General features: G+C 71.1%; 18 protein-coding genes and 1 tRNA gene. 4 read left to right on the top strand and 15 right to left on the bottom strand.

Going from position 1 to position 20,645, the window contains the following annotated elements; translation table 11 throughout:
• Positions 1 to 195 precede the first annotated feature (195 nt).
• A complete protein-coding gene (locus tag EDF33_RS14055) occupies positions 196 to 651 on the bottom strand; it encodes an NUDIX domain-containing protein (RefSeq protein ID WP_131880141.1) in 456 nt (151 codons plus the stop codon).
• A 10-nt stretch (positions 652 to 661) separates the two neighbouring features.
• Positions 662 to 1,423 carry an SDR family oxidoreductase gene (locus tag EDF33_RS14050; protein ID WP_131880144.1) on the bottom strand — a complete coding sequence of 254 codons (762 nt, stop codon included), beginning with the start codon at positions 1,421 to 1,423 and terminating at the stop codon, positions 662 to 664.
• Between the two features lie 154 nt (positions 1,424 to 1,577).
• Here EDF33_RS14050 and EDF33_RS14045 point away from each other — a divergent pair, with 154 nt between their 5' ends.
• Complete coding sequence (locus EDF33_RS14045) at positions 1,578 to 2,051, top strand: NfeD family protein (RefSeq protein WP_235035827.1); 474 nt, start codon at positions 1,578 to 1,580, stop codon at positions 2,049 to 2,051.
• Positions 2,048 to 3,274 (top strand): SPFH domain-containing protein, encoded by a 1,227-nt coding sequence (locus EDF33_RS14040; protein ID WP_131880146.1) that lies wholly within the window; start codon positions 2,048 to 2,050, stop codon positions 3,272 to 3,274. The genes EDF33_RS14045 and EDF33_RS14040 overlap by 4 nt, the downstream gene beginning before the upstream one ends.
• Positions 3,275 to 3,347: 73 nt before the next feature.
• On the opposite strand, the gene EDF33_RS14035 is transcribed toward EDF33_RS14040, so the two are convergent.
• The 9 genes from EDF33_RS14035 to EDF33_RS13995 all read right to left on the bottom strand — a co-directional run bounded on the left by EDF33_RS14035 (position 3,348) and on the right by EDF33_RS13995 (position 13,720).
• The gene (locus EDF33_RS14035) at positions 3,348 to 3,698 is read right to left on the bottom strand and encodes an RNA polymerase-binding protein RbpA (RefSeq protein WP_111084006.1); all 351 of its coding nucleotides are present in this window, start codon (positions 3,696 to 3,698) and stop codon (positions 3,348 to 3,350) included.
• Between the two features lie 145 nt (positions 3,699 to 3,843).
• Entirely contained in the window at positions 3,844 to 5,436 is a 1,593-nt protein-coding gene (gene lnt / locus EDF33_RS14030) for an apolipoprotein N-acyltransferase (RefSeq protein ID WP_243692454.1), read from the bottom strand.
• A gap of 11 nt (positions 5,437 to 5,447) precedes the next feature.
• A complete protein-coding gene (locus EDF33_RS14025) occupies positions 5,448 to 7,892 on the bottom strand; it encodes a DEAD/DEAH box helicase (protein WP_123294401.1) in 2,445 nt (814 codons plus the stop codon).
• Complete coding sequence (gene tatC, locus EDF33_RS14020) at positions 7,889 to 8,641, bottom strand: twin-arginine translocase subunit TatC (protein ID WP_111084003.1); 753 nt, start codon at positions 8,639 to 8,641, stop codon at positions 7,889 to 7,891. The genes EDF33_RS14025 and tatC overlap by 4 nt, the downstream gene beginning before the upstream one ends.
• Before the next feature lie 180 nt (positions 8,642 to 8,821).
• Positions 8,822 to 9,793, bottom strand: coding sequence for a WYL domain-containing protein (locus EDF33_RS14015; RefSeq protein ID WP_123937905.1), 972 nt, complete (start codon positions 9,791 to 9,793; stop codon positions 8,822 to 8,824).
• Entirely contained in the window at positions 9,786 to 10,817 is a 1,032-nt protein-coding gene (locus tag EDF33_RS14010) for a WYL domain-containing protein (protein WP_123294400.1), read from the bottom strand. Before EDF33_RS14010 ends, EDF33_RS14015 begins: the two co-directional genes overlap by 8 nt.
• A gap of 71 nt (positions 10,818 to 10,888) precedes the next feature.
• On the bottom strand, positions 10,889 to 11,815 hold the full coding sequence (locus tag EDF33_RS14005) for a hypothetical protein (RefSeq protein WP_123937902.1): 927 nt from the start codon (positions 11,813 to 11,815) through the stop codon (positions 10,889 to 10,891).
• A 43-nt stretch (positions 11,816 to 11,858) separates the two neighbouring features.
• Positions 11,859 to 12,965: a tRNA (adenine-N1)-methyltransferase gene (locus tag EDF33_RS14000; RefSeq protein ID WP_235035825.1), complete on the bottom strand. Its 1,107-nt coding sequence runs from the start codon at positions 12,963 to 12,965 to the stop codon at positions 11,859 to 11,861.
• The gene (locus EDF33_RS13995) at positions 12,962 to 13,720 is read right to left on the bottom strand and encodes an HAD family phosphatase (protein WP_243692453.1); all 759 of its coding nucleotides are present in this window, start codon (positions 13,718 to 13,720) and stop codon (positions 12,962 to 12,964) included. Before EDF33_RS13995 ends, EDF33_RS14000 begins: the two co-directional genes overlap by 4 nt.
• A 213-nt stretch (positions 13,721 to 13,933) precedes the next feature.
• Here EDF33_RS13995 and EDF33_RS13990 point away from each other — a divergent pair, with 213 nt between their 5' ends.
• On the top strand, positions 13,934 to 14,860 hold the full coding sequence (locus tag EDF33_RS13990; protein ID WP_123294397.1) for a PAC2 family protein: 927 nt from the start codon (positions 13,934 to 13,936) through the stop codon (positions 14,858 to 14,860).
• 315 nt (positions 14,861 to 15,175) lie between these two features.
• On the opposite strand, the gene mshC is transcribed toward EDF33_RS13990, so the two are convergent.
• From mshC to EDF33_RS13975, 3 genes are read right to left on the bottom strand one after another with little or no spacing between them, the layout of a single operon-like run.
• Positions 15,176 to 16,420 (bottom strand): cysteine--1-D-myo-inosityl 2-amino-2-deoxy-alpha-D-glucopyranoside ligase, encoded by a 1,245-nt coding sequence (gene mshC / locus EDF33_RS13985; protein ID WP_123294396.1) that lies wholly within the window; start codon positions 16,418 to 16,420, stop codon positions 15,176 to 15,178.
• Positions 16,417 to 17,247 carry an undecaprenyl-diphosphate phosphatase gene (locus tag EDF33_RS13980; protein WP_132100343.1) on the bottom strand — a complete coding sequence of 277 codons (831 nt, stop codon included), beginning with the start codon at positions 17,245 to 17,247 and terminating at the stop codon, positions 16,417 to 16,419. Before EDF33_RS13980 ends, mshC begins: the two co-directional genes overlap by 4 nt.
• 60 nt (positions 17,248 to 17,307) lie before the next feature.
• Entirely contained in the window at positions 17,308 to 18,624 is a 1,317-nt protein-coding gene (locus EDF33_RS13975; RefSeq protein ID WP_123937896.1) for a M20/M25/M40 family metallo-hydrolase, read from the bottom strand.
• A gap of 183 nt (positions 18,625 to 18,807) precedes the next feature.
• Between EDF33_RS13975 and EDF33_RS13970 the strand changes: the two genes are divergently transcribed.
• A tRNA-Leu gene (locus tag EDF33_RS13970) sits at positions 18,808 to 18,893 on the top strand.
• Between the two features lie 379 nt (positions 18,894 to 19,272).
• Here EDF33_RS13970 and EDF33_RS13965 read toward each other — a convergent pair.
• Complete coding sequence (locus tag EDF33_RS13965; RefSeq protein WP_111083993.1) at positions 19,273 to 20,601, bottom strand: FAD-dependent oxidoreductase; 1,329 nt, start codon at positions 20,599 to 20,601, stop codon at positions 19,273 to 19,275.
• Positions 20,602 to 20,645: the final 44 nt, after the last annotated feature.

The raw sequence follows: 20,645 nt of genomic DNA, 5'->3' as shown, positions 1-20,645 counted from the left end.
GCGCAACCCACCACCGGACGGGAGGCACGGGTCAGGCCCGCACCGGGCCTCCCGTCAGCACCGTGCGGACCTTCTCACCCCGTGCGCGGTTCCACGCACTGTGCAGCGCCACAAGCGCGCACCACACCACCAACCCCGCACCGGCCGACGGACCCGGCACCGTGCAGACGACGGCCGGGTCAGACGACGGCCGGGTCAGCTCACGGCGAACCGACGCACCAGCTCCGGCAGCTCCGCCGGTTCGAACGGCTCGTCGGTGGCGTCGAGCTCGTCGGCAGTCCACCAGCGCGACGCGAGGATGTCGACCCGCTCGTCGTCGGTCCACTCGGCGTCCGACAACTCGAAGCCCGGGGTGCGCACGACGTAGAACTCGCTGTGGCCGCGGTCGTGGTCGGCGAGGTCCCACTCGACGGTGAAGTCCCAGGACCAGACCGGCTCGCCCGGGTCGTCGATGACGATGCCGGTCTCCTCGCGCAGCTCGCGGATCGCCGCGTCGCGGTGGTCCTCGCCGGGGTCGACCCCACCACCCGGCGTGATCCACCGGTGTGCACCGTCCGACGACGGCGAGTTCGTGTCCATCAGGAACACGCGACCCTCGGGGTCGAGCAGGATGATGCGGGAGGTTCGGCGCAGGCCGGGCTTGGCAGTCACCCGCCCGACGCTAGCCGACGAAGCCGCTGACGTCGCCGACGAGCTTGGTGTGGTCGGCGGGGATCGGCTCGATCGCAGCGAGGGCGATCTCGGCCGCGAACTCCGACACGCTGTAGAGCTTGCCGACCTCTTGCCGGCGGCCCTCGATCGCGCCGGGGTTCAGGCGGTTCAGCAGGGTCGCGGTGATCGTGCCCTCGATCATGTCGCCGGAGACGACGACGAACTCGATGCCGGCGGCCTCGAGCTGCGGGATGAGCTCACGCAGGGCGAGTTCGCCGGCGCGCTTGCTCTTGGCCACGGGGACGTACTCGTCCATCGTCTCGGCGGTCTCGACGAAGTGGGCCTGGTGGCTCGTGACGAAGACGACGCGCGACCCGGCGGGCATGTGCGGCACGGCGGTCTGGAGCATGTCGACCTGCGCGTCGCGGTTCAGGCGGAGCGCGTAGTCCTCGCCGAGGCCGGACTCCATGCCGCCCGAAGCGTTCAGGACGAGCAGGTCGATGCCGCCCCACTCCTGCACGACGGTGTCGACGAGCGCCTGCACCGACTCGTGCTCGGTCAGGTCGGCGCCGATCGCCAGGGCGGAGCCACCGGCTGCGACGACCTTCTCGGCGATCTGCTCGGCGCGCTTTGCCTTGTTGCGGTAGTTCACGACGACCTTGGCGCCGGCCTCGGCCAGGTACCCGACGGTGTCGGCGCCGATGCCGCGCGACGAGCCGGTGACGACGGCGCGCGTGTCGGTGAGGGATCCGGGGGCGAGGGGGTTGCTCACAGTCGTGTTCTCCAGGTCGTGTTCCGGCCGGTCGGCCGCATCGAGCCTACCAATCGCCTGCACGGCCGACCGACCCTCCTGATATGTTGAACGGAGTTGTACCGGCCGTCGCGACGCTGCGAGCCACGGCGCGCGACCGAGGGAGGGAGATCGCGTGAACGGAATCGATTGGATCCAGACCATCGTCTGGATCGGACTCGTGTTGCTGCTGGGAGTGGTCGAGATCTTCACCCTCGACTTCATCTTCATCATGCTCGCGGCCGGAGCCGCCGGTGGGTTGATCGCCGCCCTGCTCGGCGCCCCGTGGTGGCTGTCGGCCATCATCTCCGCCGTGCTCGCGCTCGTGCTGCTGTCGCTCGTGCGACCGCGCCTGCTGCTCATGCTCGGCCGAGGCGCCGACCCGCACCGCACGAACATCGAGGGGCTCATCGGGCTCCCCGGCACCGTCGCCGTCGCGTTCACATCATCTGCTCCCGGTCAGGTCCGCCTGGCCAACGGCGAGACCTGGAGCGCACGGTTCGCCGTGGGCGCCATCGACCGCACACCGCCACTCGGCACCCCCGTGGTCGTCGAGTCGATCGAGGGGTCGACCGCGGTCGTGCGCCTCGCAGAAAGGGCCACCTCGTGACCATCTCACCCGGGACGATCGCACTGCTCGTCCTGATCCTCGTCGTCGTCATCTTCGTGATCGTCGTCCTGGCCAAGGCGATCCGCATCGTCCCGCAGGCCACCGCGGGCATCGTGGAACGCCTCGGCAAGTACCACAAGACGCTCTCGCCGGGCCTGAACCTGCTCGTGCCGTTCATCGACCGCCTGCGGCCCCTGCTCGACATGCGTGAGCAGGTCGTGTCGTTCCCGCCGCAGCCGGTGATCACCGAGGACAACCTCGTGGTCTCCATCGACACCGTCGTGTACTTCCAGGTCACCGACGCCCGCGCGGCGACCTACGAGATCGCGAACTACCTCGGCGCCGTCGAGCAGCTCACCACCACCACGCTCCGCAACGTCGTCGGTGGCCTCAACCTCGAAGAGGCCCTGACCAGCCGCGACAACATCAACGGTCAGCTCCGCGTCGTGCTCGACGAAGCGACCGGCAAGTGGGGCATCCGCGTCGGCCGTGTCGAGCTCAAGGCGATCGAGCCGCCCGTGTCCATCCAGGACGCCATGGAGCAGCAGCTGCGTGCCGAGCGGAGCCGTCGTGCCGCGATCCTGCAGGCCGAGGGCACCAAGCAGTCCCAGATCCTCGAGGCCGAGGGGCAGCGGCAGGCCGCCATCCTCGCGGCCGAGGGTGACGCCAAGGCCCAGGTGCTCCGCGCCGAGGGTGAAGCCTCGGCCATCGCCACGGTCTTCGAGGCCATCCACACCGGTGACCCCGACGACAAGCTGCTCTCGTACCAGTACCTGCAGATGCTCCCGAAGATCGCCGAGGGCACCGCGAACAAGCTCTGGATGATCCCGAGCGAGTTCACCGAGGCGCTGTCCGGCATCGCGAAGGGCTTCTCCGGCGGACGCAGTGGCAGCGGCCCGGTCGCCGGCGCCGGCTCGGGCGGGGACTTCCTCTCCCGCATCTCCAAGCTCGCGAACGAGAGCCTGGCGAACACCGCCGCTGCCGGGTCCGCCGGCACGACCATGCCGCGTGCGGACGCCACCGCCGCGGACATCGTCCCCGAGTCCGACCTCGACGCACGACTGGCCGAGTCGAACCGGAGCGTCGACGCGCACCTCGCAGCCGCCGACGACGCGACCGCCGAGAAGGTCGACGACGCACCGGCCCCGCAGACCGACGCCGCGCAGCACCCGAACGACGAAGCGTCGGGACACCGCACCAGCGACGGCTCCGGCCGACGCTGACCCGCACCACCACGAACGACGATGCCCGCCCCGGGGAACCGGGGCGGGCATCGTCGTTCGTCAGGTGGTGGTGTCAGGCACCGCGTCGTGCACGGAGGACCTGCAGGCGCTCCTCGAGGAGCTCCTCGAGTTCCTCGCGCGAGCGACGCTCGAGCAGCATGTCCCAGTGGGTGCGGGGCGCCTTGACGTCCTCTGCTGCGACCTCGACGGGGATGCCGTCGTCACCGAGCAGGCGTCCTTCGCGGCCGGAGCGTGGCTCCGACCAGGTCTGGGGCACGTCTGCGTCAGCGGAGAAGACGATGTCGAAGGTCTCCCCCGAATCGGTCTGGTAGACCGCGCGCTTGCGGTCCGAGAGCTCGACGCCCTCTTCGCTCTGGAGACTCTGACTCCCGAGCCGCATGCCGCGGAGACTCCGATCAGCCATGTGTGTGCTCCTCTCGCTCGTCTGCCCTCCACAACACTGTCCCACGCCCCGTCGTTCCCGACTGGGCGCATTCACAGTCCGTTCCCAGTGCGTGGCCCCGATGCACAGGATCACAGCCTCGGACGGACAGGGACGCGGCGGCGGATCAGGAGCGGTTGCGGCGTCCCCACGGTGCGCAGGCGAGCAGCACGAGGAGTCCGCCGAGCGACAGGAACAACGCGATCGACCCCGAAGCGAGCGACGCCGGAGTCGTCGAGGTACCGAGCGGCACGTCGGTCACCATCGAGGTCGCGGTGTACTCGGGGACCCGATCGATGGTGCGTCCGGACGGGTCGATGACCTGCGAGGCGCCGACGGTCGAGATGTTGACGAGGGACCGACCGGTCTCGATCGCCCGCATCCGTGCGATCTCGAGTTGCTGCAGGTTCTCGTCGGTGCCGGAGAAGTCCGCGTTGTTCGTCTGCGCGAGGATCACCTGCGCTCCCCCGCGCACCATGTCGCGGGTCAGCCCGTCGTCGACGATGTCGAAGCAGATCGCGATGCCCGCGTTGATACCCGCCACCGGCAGGACGTTCGGCTTCGTCCCCGGCGTGTAGTCGCGCTGCAGCAGGCCGATCAGGGACGGCGCGAGCTTCGAGAAGAACCACCGATCCGGCACGTACTCGCCGAAGGGCACCGGCCGTTTCTTGTCGTAGGACGACTGCCAGCCGTCGGCGGTCCACACGAACGAGGTGTTGTGCAGTACCCCGGACGGGGTCTGTGTGATGGCTCCGGCGACCAGCGGCGCACCGACCGAGTCGACGACGGCGTCGAGCGACGACGCGATCACGGGCTGCTGGCGCGGGTCGAACTCGGCGGAGGCCTCGGGCCAGACGACGAGGTCGACGTCCTTCGCCTCGACGTCGGTCGCCGCGACCTGCGAAGCCAGGACCTCGCCCGGCGCCGCACGGTCGAAGTACCCGGCTGGCCCGTTGCCCTGTACCGACTCGATCCGGATGGTGCCGGAGGTCGCGGTCGGCCATGCCGGCACCGCCAGCACGGCGGCGACGAGCAACCCGGCGGTCGCGACCCGGACCGGCAGCCGCAGGGTCGCGCCCGGCACCCGCGGGGACACGAGGGCGAGCGACACGACGACCGCGACGCAGTAGACGACCACGAACGTCACCCCGAGGACGCCGACGTACGCGGCGAGGTGGGTGAACGGCCCCTGCGACTGCGACAGGCCGACGCGCCCCCAGGCGAAGCCGCCGTACGGCCAGCTCCCCGAGAACCACTCGCGTCCGGTCCACAGTGCGGCGACCACGGCCGGGAGGCCCCACACACGTCCGGCGGTCGAGGGCACCACGCGCGCGACCCAGCGGTACGCGAGGGCGATCGCGACGCTGCCGAGGGCGAAGAACGCCGCCTCCAACAACGCCAGTGCGAACCACGGGACGGGTCCCAGGTAGCGGCCGGCCCACGAGATGGCCGGGATCCAGAACGCGGCACCGGCCACGTAGCCGAGCCACGCGGCCCTGCGGGCACGCTGGCCCATCGCGGCGAGCAGCATGCACGCGAGCGCCGGGAAGGCCAGGAACCACCAGCCGGGTGACGGGAACGCGAGCGCGAAGAGCAGCCCGCCGATGACGGCCAGGGGCAGCGCGCTGCCGAGCGGGAGCGCCGCGAACGGGCCGTCCGCGACCGCACCGCGGCCCACGCGCGCGGGCACCCCGCGCACACCGGTCTCCGGAACCCGCACCGTGCCTCCTGTCAGACCGCGGCGTAGGCGACGATGCCGCGGCGCACCGCGTCGGTCGCACGTCGGGCGGTCTGGGCGAGGTCGTCGTCACCGGCGTTCCGGATCTGGTCGAGCAGGTCGATGACCTGCTTCGACCAGCGGACGAAGTCGCCGGCGGGCAGGTCGAGGGTGCGCAGGACGTCGTCGAGGGCCGAGCCGGAGGCCCAGCGGAACATGCCGACCGCCATCGCCGGAGTGGGCGGCACCGACCCGGCCAGACGGGCGTCGCGCTCGATGTCGTCGAGGCGCGACCAGATCGTCAGGGTCTCGTCGAGCGCCGGACGGAACGCGCCGCGCGGCAGTGCGTGCTCGGTGCCGGGGGCGTCGTCGCGGCGGGGCTGGTAGATGATCGTGGCGGCCATCGCGGCGAGCTGCGCCGGGGTGAGGTCCTTCCAGACGCCCGCCTCGAGGCACTCGGCGACGAGCAGGTCGCGGTCACCGTAGATGCGCTGCAGGCGGCGACCACCAGCGGCCACGGTGGCCTCGCCGTTGCCGGCGTCGACGAGGTAGCCGAGCTGCAGGAGCACGTCGGTGACCCGGTCGAACGTGGTCGCCACGGCACCGGTGCGGGACCGGATCTGCTGGAGCAGCTTGTCGTTGACGCGCTTGAGCTTCCACCAACGCTCCGCCCATCGAGCGTGCGCCTCGCGGTCGGGGCAGGCGTGGCACGGGTGCCGCTGCATCTGGCGACGGACCGCCGTGATCGCGGCCTGCCGTTCCTGCCGTGCGCCGTGCGAGGCCTCGCGCCCACCGGGCACGTTCGTGCGCTCGAGGTCGGAGAGCTCGCGGCGGAGCGTCGAGTACTCGGTGAAGTCGCCGAGGTGGCACTGCATGGCCTCGCGGTAGCCCTCGAGGGACTCCTGCTGCGAGCGGACCTTGCGGGCCAGGTCGACCACGGACCGGTCGGCCTGGAACTGCGCGAACGAGGTCTCGAGGACCTCACGCGTGCGCTGCCGCCCGAACTGGTCGATCAGGTTGACGGCCATGTTGTAGGTCGGCTTGAACGACGAGTTCAGCGGGTAGGTGCGTCGGCTGGCGAGCGAGGCGACGGCCTGGGGGTCGAGGCCGTCGGTCCACTGGATGACCGAGTGCCCCTCGACGTCGATGCCACGGCGCCCGGCACGCCCGGTGAGCTGGGTGTACTCCCCCGGGGTGATCGGGACACGGGCCTCGCCGTTGAACTTCTCGAGCTTCTCGAGCACCACCGTGCGTGCGGGCATGTTCACACCGAGCGCGAGGGTCTCGGTGGCGAACACCACCTTGAGCAGCTTGCGCTGGAAGAGGTTCTCGACCACCTCCTTGAACGCGGGGAGCATGCCGGCGTGGTGCGCGGCGACACCGCGCTCCAGGCCCTCGAGGAACTCCCAGTAGCCGAGGACGGCGAGGTCCTCGTCCGGCAGGGTGCGGCAGTGGTACTCCGCGGTCTCGCGGATCTCGTTGCGCTCCGGGACCGTGGTGAGCGACAGGCCGGAGCGCAGGACGTTGCGGACGCCCTGGTCGCACCCGGCGCGGCTGAACACGAAGAAGATCGCGGGCAGCAGCATCCGCTCGTCGAGCATGTGCGCGATGCGTTCGCGGTGCAGTTTCTCGGTGCGCGGCCCACGGCGGTCGTGGTATCCCCCACGCCCTCGTCCGCCACGGTGGCCGCCGCCGTGCCGTTCGCTGCGCGAGGCACCACCGACCATGCGGAGCAGTTCCGGGTTGACGCGGTTCGTCGCCGCCGCACCGCTGGAGTCGAACAGGTCGACCATCTTCGAACCGACCAGGACGTGCTGCTCGAGCGGGACCGGGCGGTCTTCCGACACGATGACGTCGGTGTCGCCGCGGACCGTCTGCAGCCAGTCGCCGAACTCCTCGGCGTTGGAGACCGTGGCGCTGAGCGAGACCAGCCGGACCTCGGTCGGCAGGTGCAGGATCACTTCTTCCCACACCGCACCGCGGAACCGGTCGGCCAGGTAGTGGACCTCGTCGAGGACGACCCAGGCCAGGTCGTCGAGCAGGTCGGAGTCGGCGTAGATCATGTTCCGCAGGACCTCGGTCGTCATCACGACGACCCGCGCCCGCGGGTTCACGTTCGTGTCACCGGTGAGCAGGCCCACCTCGGACTCGCCGTAGACCTCGACCAGCTCGGCGTACTTCTGGTTGCTCAGGGCCTTCATCGGCGTCGTGTAGAACACCTTCGCCGTCGGCTGCCGCATCGCCAGCCAGATCGCGAACTCGGCGACGATCGTCTTGCCCGCACCGGTCGGCGCGGCCACGAGGACGCTGCGGCCCTGGTCGAGCGCGTCGCACGCGGCGAACTGGAACGGGTCGAGGTCGAAGCGCAGGTCGGCGCGGAACAGCTCCAGGTTGCGGGAGCGGTTCCGGACCTTGGCGGCGGCGAAGCGCTCGGCCGCGCTGAGGTCCGCGCCCGTCACAGGCCGTACTCTTCGTCGAGCTTGGCCTGCTTCTTCGCCACCCTGCGGTCGTGGAACCAGGCCACGACGCACGCGGCGATGTAGAGCACCACCATCGGGACGGCCAGCAGGAACATCGAGATGACGTCGGCGCTCGGCGTGACGATCGCGCAGAAGACCAGGATGCACAGGATCGCGATGCGCCAGGACTTGATGATCGCCGCCGCCGACAGGACACCGACGAAGTTCAGCAGCACGATGAAGACCGGCAGCACGAACGCGATGCCGACCGCGACGATGAGCTTGATGACGAAGTCGTAGTACGCCTTCGCGTCGACGATCGAGGTGTCCTGGCTCGACACGAAGCTGCCGAGGATGCCGACGACGTGGGGCAGGATGTACCACCCGAAGTAGCACCCGGCGAAGAACAGCGGGATCGCGGTGCCGAGGAAGCCCCACACGTACTGCTTCTCGCGCCGCACCAGGGCGGGCACGATGAACGCCCAGATCTGGTAGAGCCAGACCGGGCTGGCGATGACGATGCCGATCGTGATCGCGATCTGCAGCTTGAGGTCGAACGCACCCGTGATCATCGGGAAGTTCAGCTCGGCCGTGTGTCCGCCGACCTTGGCGAGCTCGGCCACCGGTGCCCGGAGCGAGTCCAGCACGAACGGGGTCAGGAACCATCCACCGACCGCGGCGATGACCACGGCGATCACTGCGCGGAACAGGCGGTTGCGCAGCTCGATGAGGTGCTGCCCGAGCGACATGCGGCCTTCGGCGTCGTTGTCACGGCGCCCTTGCCGCCTCGCTCGCCCGCGCGCGGTCGTCGAAGCCATGGGTCGATCCTACGGGGTGGGGACCGACAGTTCGGCGCGCTCCGTGCGAACGCACATGCAGGAGCGGTCGGCGGCGGGGTTGCGACGTCAGCCGGCGGCGGGGTTGCGACGTCAGCCGGCGGCGAGGGCGGCGGCGGCGAAGTCCCGCACCGCGTCCCGCGCGGCAGGCGGGTCGAGCACCACGGCACGGCCGGGCAGCCCCGCGACGAGCCGGACCACGCCGTCGAAGCCGTTCGACGCCGCGAGCCGGATCCGCACGCGTGCCTCGGCGTCAGGGGCGTCCGCGGTGTCGGCGAGGAAGTCGGCCACGAGCGGCAGCGACGACGAGTCGAGCTCGACGGTGACGATGACGTCCTCTGCCGACTGCTGGAACAGCGTGTCCGGGATCACCACCTGGTCGGCCGACTTCTCCACCGCACGGTCGTCCACGCGTGCACCGGACATCCGGTCGAGGCGGAAGGTCCGGAGCGCCTGCCGGTCGAGGTCCCAGGCGCGGAGGTACCAGTCCGTGTCGATCGACTCGACCCGGAGCGGGTCGACCCGACGGGTGCCGCCCTGGGTGCGCGGACCGGCGTACTCGAAGGACAACCCGCGGCCGCCGGCCATCGCACGACGGATCGTGGCGAGCGCGACGTCGTGCAGGTCCTGCCCGACCGCGACCGTCGACGCGGCACCGCCAGCACCGCGCGACAGCTTCGCCATGAGTGCTCGGATGGCATCGCGGTCAGCGGCCTCGGGCAGCGCGGAGAGGTACTGCAGCCCGGCGATGAGCGCCGAAGCTTCTCGCGCGGACAGTCGTGGCGAGTCGTCGATGGCGACGAGGTTCGTCAGGACGATCATCTCGTTCTGGTCGAAGTCGTCCCAGGCGATGTCGAACAGGTCGCCGTGCTGGTACTGCATCGTCTCGCCGGGGACCCCCGACACCGCGATGAGCTCCACGGCTCGACGGATGCGGGCCTCGGGGACACCGAAGTGGCGCGCGGCCTCGGCCACCGAGACACGCTCGCGGTCGATCAGGTACGGCACCAGGGCGAGCAGGAAGGCGAGCTTGTCCTGCGCCTGCAGGGGTTGGGCGTCAGCCACGGGCGGACTCCTCTCCGTCGCTGTGGTCGCGCACGAGCGCACGGAGCCGCTCGACCACGCGCAGCCGCAGGTCCTCCGGCTCGAGCACCCGGACCTCGGGTCCGAACGCCGCGAGTTCCTCGGCCAGGATCTGCGGGTCGACGTGGTGCAGCACGAGTGCGCCGTCGGCGTCGGTCTCGGTGTCACGACGGCGGGCGAGCCGCCGCTCGGCGTCGGAGCCGGGGGTCACCGCGATGCGCGCCGTGCGGGCGGACCAGATCCGTTCGAGCTCGGCGAGCGTGCGCTCCCCCGCGCCCACCGGGGCGGTGTGCTGCCCGACGTCGTACTGCGTGACGGGTCCGACGATGCGTGAGAGCAGGTAGTTCTTGTCCGAGTCCGTGGCGAACTCGTGGGCGGCGAGCATCCAGCGGCCGCCGTGCTGCACCAGGGCGAGCGGGGCGAGCTCGCGACGACGGGCCTCGTGCTGGCCCGGGGTGATGTAGTCGAACCGGACGGCGGCACCGCGGTCGAGGGCGGAGCGGAGCGGCTCGAACGCTGCGTCGCGGGCCCGGAGTCGCGGGGCGTACGCGTCGACGCCGAGCTGGAGTGCGCCGTCGTCGTCCTCCGAGCCCGCGGACCGCACCTTCAGCAGCCCGCGACGTGAGTCAGCGGACAGGGCGCCTTCGCGCCAGGCCATGGCGGCCAGCGACAGCAGGGCGGACTCGTCCGGGGTGAAGCGGACGTCGACGGGCAGGTCGTACTCGCCCTTCGGGATCCGGTAGCGCAGCGTCTGGTTGTTGCCGGCGGCACCCGGCGTCTCGATGGTCTCGAGCGGGATGCCGAGCTCGCGGACGTCGTCCTTGTCTCGCTCGAACTGCCGCTCGAGCGAGGCGTTGTCCCCACCCGGCGTGAACCGCTGGCGGTAGCCCTGCACGTTGGTCAGGATCTCCGCCTTGGTCAGCCCGGACTCCGTCGAGAGCAGCGCGAGCACGAGGCTGAACAGCCGCTCCTCTGCGGGCACACGGGGCACACGGGTCGCTGGCACGAGGCGATCCTACGGCAGCGCGGGTGCACCGGAGTGCACCCGCGCCGCGGTCGGTGGACGGTGTGGAAGCGTCAGCTCGACATCGCTCCGAGCACGTCGATGACGTACGCGTAGGCGGTGCCCTGCTGGTTCACGACGGCCAGGACCTGGTCGCCGACGTGGTGCCCGACGATGGCGTTGCGAACGCCCTCGTCGACCTGCCCCTTGGTGAGCGGCACGGTCTGCGCACCCGAGCCGTCGGTCCAGCTGGAGCCGGCCACGGACGGGTCAGCGCCCCACGTCACGGCGGTGTACTTGATGACCGCGGTGTCCTTGGCGGTGAGCACGCGACCGGACCCCTTGCGGAGCAGGTGCGTCTCGTTCGACTTCGGCGCGTTCCACGACGGGATCGTGATGCCGGGTGCACCGGACGGTGCGAGCACGACGGCGGGCATCTTGTCGCCGGCGAGCTGCGGAGTGCCGGTCGCGCGGGCGTCGAAGGCCCGCTTGACGTCGATGACGGCGATGACGGCGTCCTCGGTCTTCGTCGACGAGCCGCTGTCGGTGGTCGCGCTGGTGTCCGAGCTGCTCAGGGCGCTCTTCGGCAGCGCGACGGCCAGGCGGTCGCCGACCTGCGCGCACTCGAGCGACTCGCCGAGGGCGCCGTAGTTGCTCGCACCGGCGGTGATCGGAGCCGTCTGCCCGGAGTACCCGCTGGTCTGCGCGACCTCGCCGGTGGCGCCGTCGACGAGCGTGTACTCGATCAGGACGGGGGTGCCGTCGTCGATCGTGCGGCCGTCGCCCTGCTTCAGGACGGAGACCTGCGTGCCCTTCGTGGTGAGTCCGCTCGGGATCGACACCTTCGGCTCCTTGCCGAACGCGCCGGTGGCGGTCACCGCTTCGGAGGCCGCACCGGGTGCGGCGCAGCTCGAGGGGGTGGTGCCGGCGCCGTTCGAGGCGCACGCCGTGAGCGACGCCACGAGACCGATGGTGACCAGGAGTGCGGGGATGGTGCGCACGGACCCTCTTTCCGTTCGATGCAGGACGGGCACGTCCGTCAGCCTACCGTTCGCCGTCGGTCGGCTCGGACGCGTCGCTGACCGGCTCGGACCCCTCGGCAGCGGCGGCTGCGGACCCGGCCTCGGCAGCGGCGACCTTGCGGGCCTGCGCCGCCGACTGCCGTGCGACCTTGCGGAGCTTCTTGTCGCTCGTCGCGCGCTCGCCCACGGCGCCGGGGGTCCAGGCCTCGATGTCCTCGTCGGAGAACTCGACCTTGCCCGCGCGGCGCTTCAGGTTCGGCAGGACGGTGCCGTCAGCGAGACGACGGGCCGTGATGAGGAACCCGGTGTGCCCGACCATGCGGTGGTCCGGTCGGACGGCGAGCCCCTCGACGTGCCAGGTGCGCACCAGGGTCTCGCTCGGCATCGGGTCGGTGAAGCGGCCGGTGTCGCGCAGGGCCTCGGCCGTGCGGGACAGCTGGGTGACGGTCGCGACGTAGCAGACGATGAGCCCGCCGGGCACGAGGGCGTCGGCTGCGGCGTCGACGCACTCCCACGGCGCGAGCATGTCGAGGACCACGCGGTCGACGCTCTGCTCGTCGACGGCGCCGGGCAGCTCCTCGACCAGGTCGCCGACGGTCACCGACCAGTTGTCCGGGACGGCGCCGAGGAACGTGCCGACGTTGCCCTGTGCGATCGCGGCGAACTCCTCGCGACGCTCGAAGGACTGCAGCTGCCCCGTCGGACCGATCGCCCGCAACAGGAACAGGGAGAGGGCACCGGAACCGACGCCGGCCTCGACCACCCGGGCGCCCGGGAAGACGTCCGCGAACGCCACGATCTGGGCGGCGTCCTTCGGGTAGACGATGGCGGCACCACGCGGCATCGACATCACGTAGTCGTTGAGCAGCGGACGGAGCGCCAGGTACTCGTCGCCCGTGCTGGCACGGATCACCGAGCCGTCGGGCTGGCCGATGACGTCGTCGTGCCGGAGCACTCCGCGGTGCGTGTGGTACTCGCCGGCGGTCTCGAGGGACAGCGTCGTGAGCTTGCCCTTCGGGCCGGTGAGCTGCACGCGGTCGCCGGCCCGGAACGGGCCACGCGGCGGCGTGTGGGGTGCACCACCGGCGGTGTGCGGCAGGGCCGCTGTCGGGTCGTCGGTGTGGCTCATCGGGTGACTCCCTCGGTGTCCGCAGCGTGCGCCGGGTCAGGAGCCGGGCCTCCCGTCACGGCAGCGCGCGCGGCCAGCGCCGGCCCCGTCAACTCGACCAGGCGGTCGACGTCGACACCCGACAGGGTGGTCAGGTGCACGTCACCGCCGGCGATCTCGGACAGCGGGACGATGTGCTCCACGGCGACCGTGACGGCGCCGGAGGCGACGGCCGAGGCGACGCCGGTGGCGGAGTCCTCGACCGCGACGCACGCGGTCGGCTCGACGCCGAGCTGGGCGGCGGCGGAGAGGTAGGCGTCCGGGTACGGCTTCGGACGGTCGACGTCGTCACCGGCCACGACGACGCGGAACCCGCGCTCGCCCAGTGCCTCGGCGGCGACGAGTGCCATCTTGCGGCGGGACATCGTCACCAGCGCGGTGGGGATGCCGCGGGCGTGGAGCTCCTCGACGAGTTCGCGGGCACCCGGGCGCCACGGCAGCTCACCTGCGCGCAGGTGCTCCATCACGTAGTCGGTCATCCACTGGATGATCTCCTCGACCTCCATGTCGACGCCCTTGGCGCGCAGGAGCTCGCCGGAGCGCTCGAGGCCGGAGCCGACCAGGGACAGGCCGTCCTCGTGGGTCCACTCGGCGCCGTAGCGGTTCGTCAGGTCGACCTGGGAGCGCTGCCAGATCGGCTCGGTGTCGATGATCGTGCCGTCCATGTCCCACAGCACGGCTGCGGGCGGGACGAGGGCAGGAGGATGCGCGGTCACGGGCGACGAGTCTACCGGGGCCGTGCACACGGCGGGCGCGGGCCGCGCACACGGCGGGCGCGGCGCGGGCGCGGGCGGCCTGGCCGTTCCGCTGGGCGCGGACGGGCATGCCCGCGGGCGTCACCGGGGCCTACAGTGGATGCCTGCATCGTGTCCGGCCGGGTGCCTCGTCGTGCCCGCCCCGCTCCGCTCCACCACCAGGAGGTCCGCTCCGTGCCACAGCACTCCCCCTTCAGCGACGGCCGGTTGCTCGTCGTCGCCTTCGAGGGCTGGAACGACGCCGGCGAAGCCGCGAGCGGACTCGCCCGCCGCATCGTCGAGTCCCTCGGGCTCGACGAGCTGCGCGAGCTCGACGGGGAGCGGTACGTCGACTACCAGTTCAACCGTCCGACCATGGGATCCGACGAGACCGGCGCCCGCGGGGTGCAGTGGCCCCGCATCGTGCTGCACGGCCCCGGGGCCGAGGGCCGTCCGGTCATCGGCGCCACCGGCTCCCCGACCGACCGCGACGTGTTCGTCCTCGTCGGTCCGGAGCCCTCGCGCACCTGGCGCGGCTTCTGCGCCGAGATCATCGACCTCGCCGACGTGTACTCGATCGACGCCGTCGTCTTCGTCGGCGCGATGCTGGCCGACGTCCCGCACACCCGGCCGATCTCGGTCTTCGTCTCGAGCGAGAACGCCGGCGTCCGCACCGCGTTCGACGTCGACAAGTCCTCGTACGAGGGTCCGACCGGCATCCTCGGCGTCCTGGCCGACGCGATGGACAAGGCCGGGCTGACCACGCTGTCGCTCTGGGCCTCGGTCCCGCACTACGTGCACAACTCGCCGTCCCCCAAGGCCACCCTCTCGCTGCTCGACAAGATCGAGGAGCTCACCGACGTCACCGTGCCCCGTGGCACCCTGCTCGACGACGCCACCGAGTGGGAGGACGGCATCGACGCCCTCGCCGCCGACGACGAGGACATGGCCTCGTACATCGGGCAGCTCGAGCAGGCCCGCGACACCGTCGACTCCCCCGAGGCCTCGGGCGACGCGATCGCGCAGGAGTTCGAGCAGTACCTGCGGCGCCGCGAGCACAAGGACGGCAAGGACGGCGGCACCGCTGGTGGCGAGGGGCCCTGGCGGCCCCCGCAGCAGTAGCCGACACCCCGCTCGGTTCCGCCGAGAGGTCGCGGGCTGTCGGCTGCCGCCAGCCTCGGCGACAGTTCGTGACCTGTCGCCGGCACGCACGTGACGCGTTTCGACCGCACGGCGGACGGGAGGCACGGGGGGGGTCCGCCACGGGCCTCCAGTCCGGGGGCGCGAACGGTCACGGCACCCCGCTCACCTCCGCAGGGTGGTCGCGAATTGTCGGTTGCCGCTCGCTCAGGCGACAGTTCCTGACCGAACGGCGACCGGCACACGACGTGTCGTCACCTGTCGACGCAGGCCGACAACGACGCCGCCGGCCCGGGCTCAGGCCAGACGGATGCCGAGCAGCGCGTCGATCAGGTCGGCGAGCTCCGGCGTGCACGCAGTGCCCCCGGCGATCGCAGTGTCGACCGCGGCGACCGCACCCGGCGTGTCGAGGTCGTCGGACACCCGCGCCCGGATCCGGGACGCCACGTCGGCCGCGTCGTCGGCGTGCCCGGCGGATGCACCCGATGCCCAGGCGTCCCAGGTCGCCAGGCGCGTCGTGGCACTCGTGAGCTCGGCGTCGAACCACTCCCAGTCGTCGGAGTACTTGTGCGACAGCAGGGCGAGCCGGATCGCGCGGGGGTCCGCGCCGTCGTCGAGCAGCCCCCGCACGGTGACGAGGTTGCCGAGCGACTTCGAGATCTTCGTGCCCTGGTAGGCGATCATCCCGGTGTGCACGAACGCATGCGCCAGGGGCTGGTGCGCCAGGGCCGCTGCGTGTCCTGCGCTCATCTCGTGGTGCGGGAAGACGAGGTCACTGCCACCACCCTGCACGCTGATCGGCAGGCCGAGGCGGTCGCCGGCGATGACGCTGCACTCGATGTGCCAGCCGGGCCGGCCGGGGCCGATCTCGGAGTCCCAGCTCGGCTCACCGTCGCGGGCCGCACGCCAGAGCAGCGGGTCGAGCGGGTCGCGCTTGCCGGGTCGCTCCGGGTCGCCGCCGCGCTCGGCAGCGAGCGTGAGCATGGTCTCGCGGTCCAGGCCGCTCTCGTCGCCGAGCGACCACGCGTCGGTGGGGTGGTTCACGTCGAAGTACAGGTCGTCGCCCTCGGCGTCCGGGGTGGGGACCTCGTAGGCGGAGCCGGTCTCCTGCAGGAACGCAACGGCCTCGGCGACGCGGTCGACCTCGTCGGTGACGGCCACGAAGTCGTCGGGCGGCAGGATCCGCAGCGACTCCATGTCGCGACGGAACAGGTCGATCTGCGACGCGGCGAGCTCGCGCCAGTCGACGCCGTCGCGGGTGGCGCGCTCGAGCAGCGGGTCGTCGACGTCGGTGACGTTCTGCGCGTACTCGACGTCGAGGCCGGCGTCGCGCCACGCGCGGCCGAGCGTGTCGAACGCCAGGTAGGTCGCCGCGTGCCCGAGGTGGGTGGCGTCGTACGGGGTGATCCCGCAGACGTACAGCGCAGCGCGCTCCTCGCCCTGCGTCGGGTCGACCGGCTTGCCGGTGGCGGTGTCGTGCACGACGGGCCGCGGCGCTGCGCCGGGGACGTCGGGGACGGACGGGGCCTGCCAGGCCCTCACGGCTGGATCACTCCGAGCGACAACAACACGACGAGAACGATACCGAGTGCGATGCGGTACACGACGAACGGCATGAAGCTGCGCTTGCTGATGTAGTTCATGAACGCCGCGATCACCACGAACCCGACGACGAACGCCACCACCGTCGCGATGAGCGTGTCGGCGAGTCCGAACGGCGCTCCGTGGTCACCGAGGCTCGTCGCGGCCTCGTACAGACCGGACAGGAACACCGCGGGGACGGCCAGCAGGAACGCGAACCGCGCCGCGGCCGGCCGCGTGTACCCGAGCGCGAGCCCCATCGACACGGTCGCACCGGAACGGGAGACCCCGGGGACGAGTGCGAGCACCTGCGCGAGCCCGATCAGGATGCCGCCACCGAAGGTCATGTGCTCGATCCGACGCTCCTTGCGGCCGACGACGTCGAGCACACCGAGCACGATGCCGAAGACGATGAGCACGATCGCGACGATCCAGAGCGAGCGGAACGTGGTCTCGATGGAGTCCTTCAGCAGGAGCCCGGCGATGCCGATCGGGATGGTGCCGAGGATCACGAGCCACCCGAGTCGCACGTCGGGGTCGCCCTTCGGGACGTCGCGCCGGAACACGGAGCGGAACCACCGCCCGATGATCCGGGTGATGTCCTTCCAGAAGTAGATGAGCACCGCGGTCTCGGTGCCGAGCTGCGTCACCGCGGTGAAGGCCGCGCCCGGGTCCTTCGCGTCGGGCAGGAACAGCCCGACGATGCGCAGGTGCGCGCTGGAGGACACCGGCAGGAACTCGGTGAGCCCCTGGACGAAGCCGAGGAAGATCGCCTCGAGGATGTGCACGCACGGGCCTTTCGGGGGAGGTCGGTCAGGACACCGCCACGCAGGCGACCATGAACAATATCAGTACGTGGCCAGGAGGTCCCCGAGAACACGCCGACCGAAGGCCAGCGAGTCGAGCGGCACCCGCTCGTCGACACCGTGGAACATCGCCGGGAAGTCCACGCCGGCGGGCAGCTGCAGCGGCACGAAGCCGTACCCGGCGATCCCGAGCGTCGACAGCGCCTTGTTGTCCGTGCCGCCGGACAGCAGGTACGGCAGCACCGGGGCTCCCGGGTCGTGGCGGCCGAGGACGTCGCGGACGGCGTCGACGAGTGGTCCGCCGAAGTCCTGCTCGAGGCCGATGTCGCGGAAGGACATCACGACCTCGACCTCGTCCCCGGCGAGCTCCCGCACACGAGCCAGCACCGACTCCTCGTCTCCCGGCAGGCACCGGATGTCGACGAGCGCCTCGGCCGTGTCCGGGATCACGTTGTGCTTGTAGCCCGCGGTCAGGACCGTCGGGTTCGTCGTGGTGTGCAGTGCGGCGTGGATGAACCGCGAGGCCGAACCGGTGGCGAGCGCGACCTCGTCCGGGCCCGTCACGGTCGGGTCGACGCCCAGGAACCGAGCGACCTCGGCGACCATCGCGTCCGTCGTCGCCGACAGGCGCACCGGCCACTCCTCGCTGCCGATCCGGGCGACCGCCGCGGCGAGCTTCGTCACGGCGTTGTCGCGGATGACGTGCGAACCGTGCGCAGCCGTGCCGCGGGCGACGAGCTTGATCCACATCAGCGCCTTCTCGCCCGTCTGCAGCAGGTAGGCACGACGGTCGCCGAGGGTGATCGAGTACCCGCCCACCTCGCTGATGGCGGCGCTGGCCCCGGCGAAGACCTCGGGGTGGTGCTCGACGACGTGGTGCGAGCCGAGGACTCCCCCGGCTTCCTCGTCGGCGAAGTACGCGATCACCAAGTCGCGCTCGGGAGCCCCCTGCGCCGCGATGACGTCCGACAGCGACGTGAGCATCATCGCGTCCATGTTCTTCATGTCGACGGCGCCCCGCCCCCACAGCGAGCCGTCCTTGACGACACCGCCGAAGGGGTCGACCGACCAGTTCGCCGGATCGGCCGGCACGACGTCGAGGTGCCCGTGCACCACCAGGGCCGGCTTGTCACGATCGCGGCCGGGCACCCGCGCGACGACGCTCACACGATCCGGCTCGGACTCGAACAGCTGCGGCTCGAGGCCCAGCCCGCGCAACTTGTCCTCGACGTAGTGCGCCGCCTCGGTCTCGCCGCGCGACTTCCCCTCGCCCCAGTTCGTGGTGTCGATGCGGATGAGGTCGCGCGCGATCGCCGCGGTGGCCTCGAGCTCGGTCGCGGTCGGCTCCGGGTTCGTCATGCCACCACGGTATCGGTCCGCACCGACGCGCCCCGGCCCGGTGACGCCGCGGGACGCGCCCGGAACTCAGCCCTCTGGACGCGCCCGGGATGCGCGGACGTGTTCATCGGGCGTTCAGACCCGTGCTAGTGTTTTCTCTCGGCAGGGACGCCGGGGAAACCCGGGGAAATCGCCACACATCCAGTCCGGATGGCGGAATTGGTAGACGCGCTAGCTTGAGGTGCTAGTGCCCGTATTAGGGCGTGGGGGTTCAAGTCCCCCTTCGGACACAGAAACATGCAATGCCCCCTGACCTTTCGGTCCGGGGGCATTTTCTGTTGCGTCTCCCGGCGAGTGCCGCCATCGCTGCGCTCAGGGCGTCGCCGCCTCGGCCAGTTCGCTGCGCTCACGGCCACCGCCCGCCAGTTCGCTGCGCTCACGGCCACCGCCCGCCAGTTCGCTGCGCTCACGGCCAGGGGTGGGCGCACGGCCAGTTCGCTGCGCTCACGGCCCATGCGTGCGCATCTTCCGACGGAGCACGCGTCGATCGACAAGTGGAGCGTCGGAAGATGCGCACGCATCCGGCAGCGAGCAAGGTGGCGCACGCACGGACGACGGGAGGCGCGGTACCAGCTGGCACCGCGCCTCCCGTCCGTCAGGTGGTCGCGTCTAGGACTTCGACGCCTCGACGAAGTTGCGGCGCGGGTCCGTCTCCTTGATGAGCGAGGTCGCGTCGCGGCCCGAGACGGCACCGGTGACCCAACCGATGACGATGCGCGCCTTGCGGTTCAGCGTCGGCATCGCGTACACGTGGTACGCGCGGTGGGCGAGCCAGGCGAGCAGGTTCGTCATCTTGATGCCCTTGATGTTGGCGGCACCCTTGGCGACACCGTACGAGGCGACCGTGCCGATCGAGGGGTGGCGGTACTCCTCGAGGGGCTTGCCGGTGATCGTCGCGACGACGTTGTCCGCCGCGACGACGGCCTGACGGACGGCGTTCTGCGCGTTCGGCGGGTAGAACGCCGGCTGCTTGTCGGCGGTCAGGTCGGGCACCTGTGCGACGTCGCCGAGACCCCAGACACCGGGGACCACTTCGTGCGTGTCCTCGGCCTCGACCTGGAGCTTCGCGTTGGCGGCGAGGTGCCCCTTCGGTCCGCGGGGCAGGTCGGAGGCGTCGAGCAGCGGGTTCGGCTTCACGCCGGCGGTCCAGACGAGCAGCCCGGTGGGGATCTCGTCGCCGTCGGAGAGCTTGACGATGCCGCCCTCGGCGCTCGGCATGGTGGTCTTCAGGCGCACGTCGATGCCGCGGGCGCGGAGCGACTCGAGCGTCCACTTGGACAGCTCCGGGCCGACCTCGGGCGCGACACGGTCGAGCGCGTCGATGAGGATCCAGCGGGGCTGCTCCCCCGCGAGCGACGGGTAGGTCTTGATGGCTGCCTGCGAGACGTCGAACAGTTCGCCGATCGCCTCGACGCCGGTGTAGCCACCGCCGACGAAGACGCTGGTCAGCAGACGACGACGCTCGTCCTCGTCACGGGTGGCAGCGGCCTTGGCGATGTTGTCGAGGAGCTTGGCGCGCACGTAGGCGGCCTCTTCCACGCTCTTGAAGCCGACGCCGTACTCCTCGAGCCCGGGGGTCGGGAAGGTGCGGGTGACCGAGCCGAGTGCGACGACGAGCTGGTCGTAGCCGAGCGTGCGGTCGTCGCCACCGGCGGTCGCGATCGAGACGGTCTTGTCCTTCGACGAGATGCCGGTGACCTTGCCCTGGATGACGCGGGTCTTGCGGAGCGCACGGCGCAGCTCGACGGTCACGTCCTTCGGGGCGATGTGGCCGCCGGCGACCTCGGGCAGGAACGGCAGGTACGTGTAGTAGGTGTTCTGGTCCACGAGCGTGATGCGCATGGGCACGGTCGCGGCGTGCTTCTGCAGCTGCTTGACGGTGCTGTAGCCAGCGGAGCCGCCGCCGAGGACGAGGACGTGAGGGATCGAGTCTGCCATTCCTCCGGTCTACCGGATACGGGCCGTCAACGTCATGAACGCCG

The sequence above is a fragment of the Curtobacterium sp. PhB146 genome, from assembly GCF_004342995.1.
GTDB lineage: Bacteria > Actinomycetota > Actinomycetes > Actinomycetales > Microbacteriaceae > Curtobacterium.
Note: the sequence above shows the minus strand (reverse complement) of the source record. Positions and strands in the feature narration are given on the sequence as shown.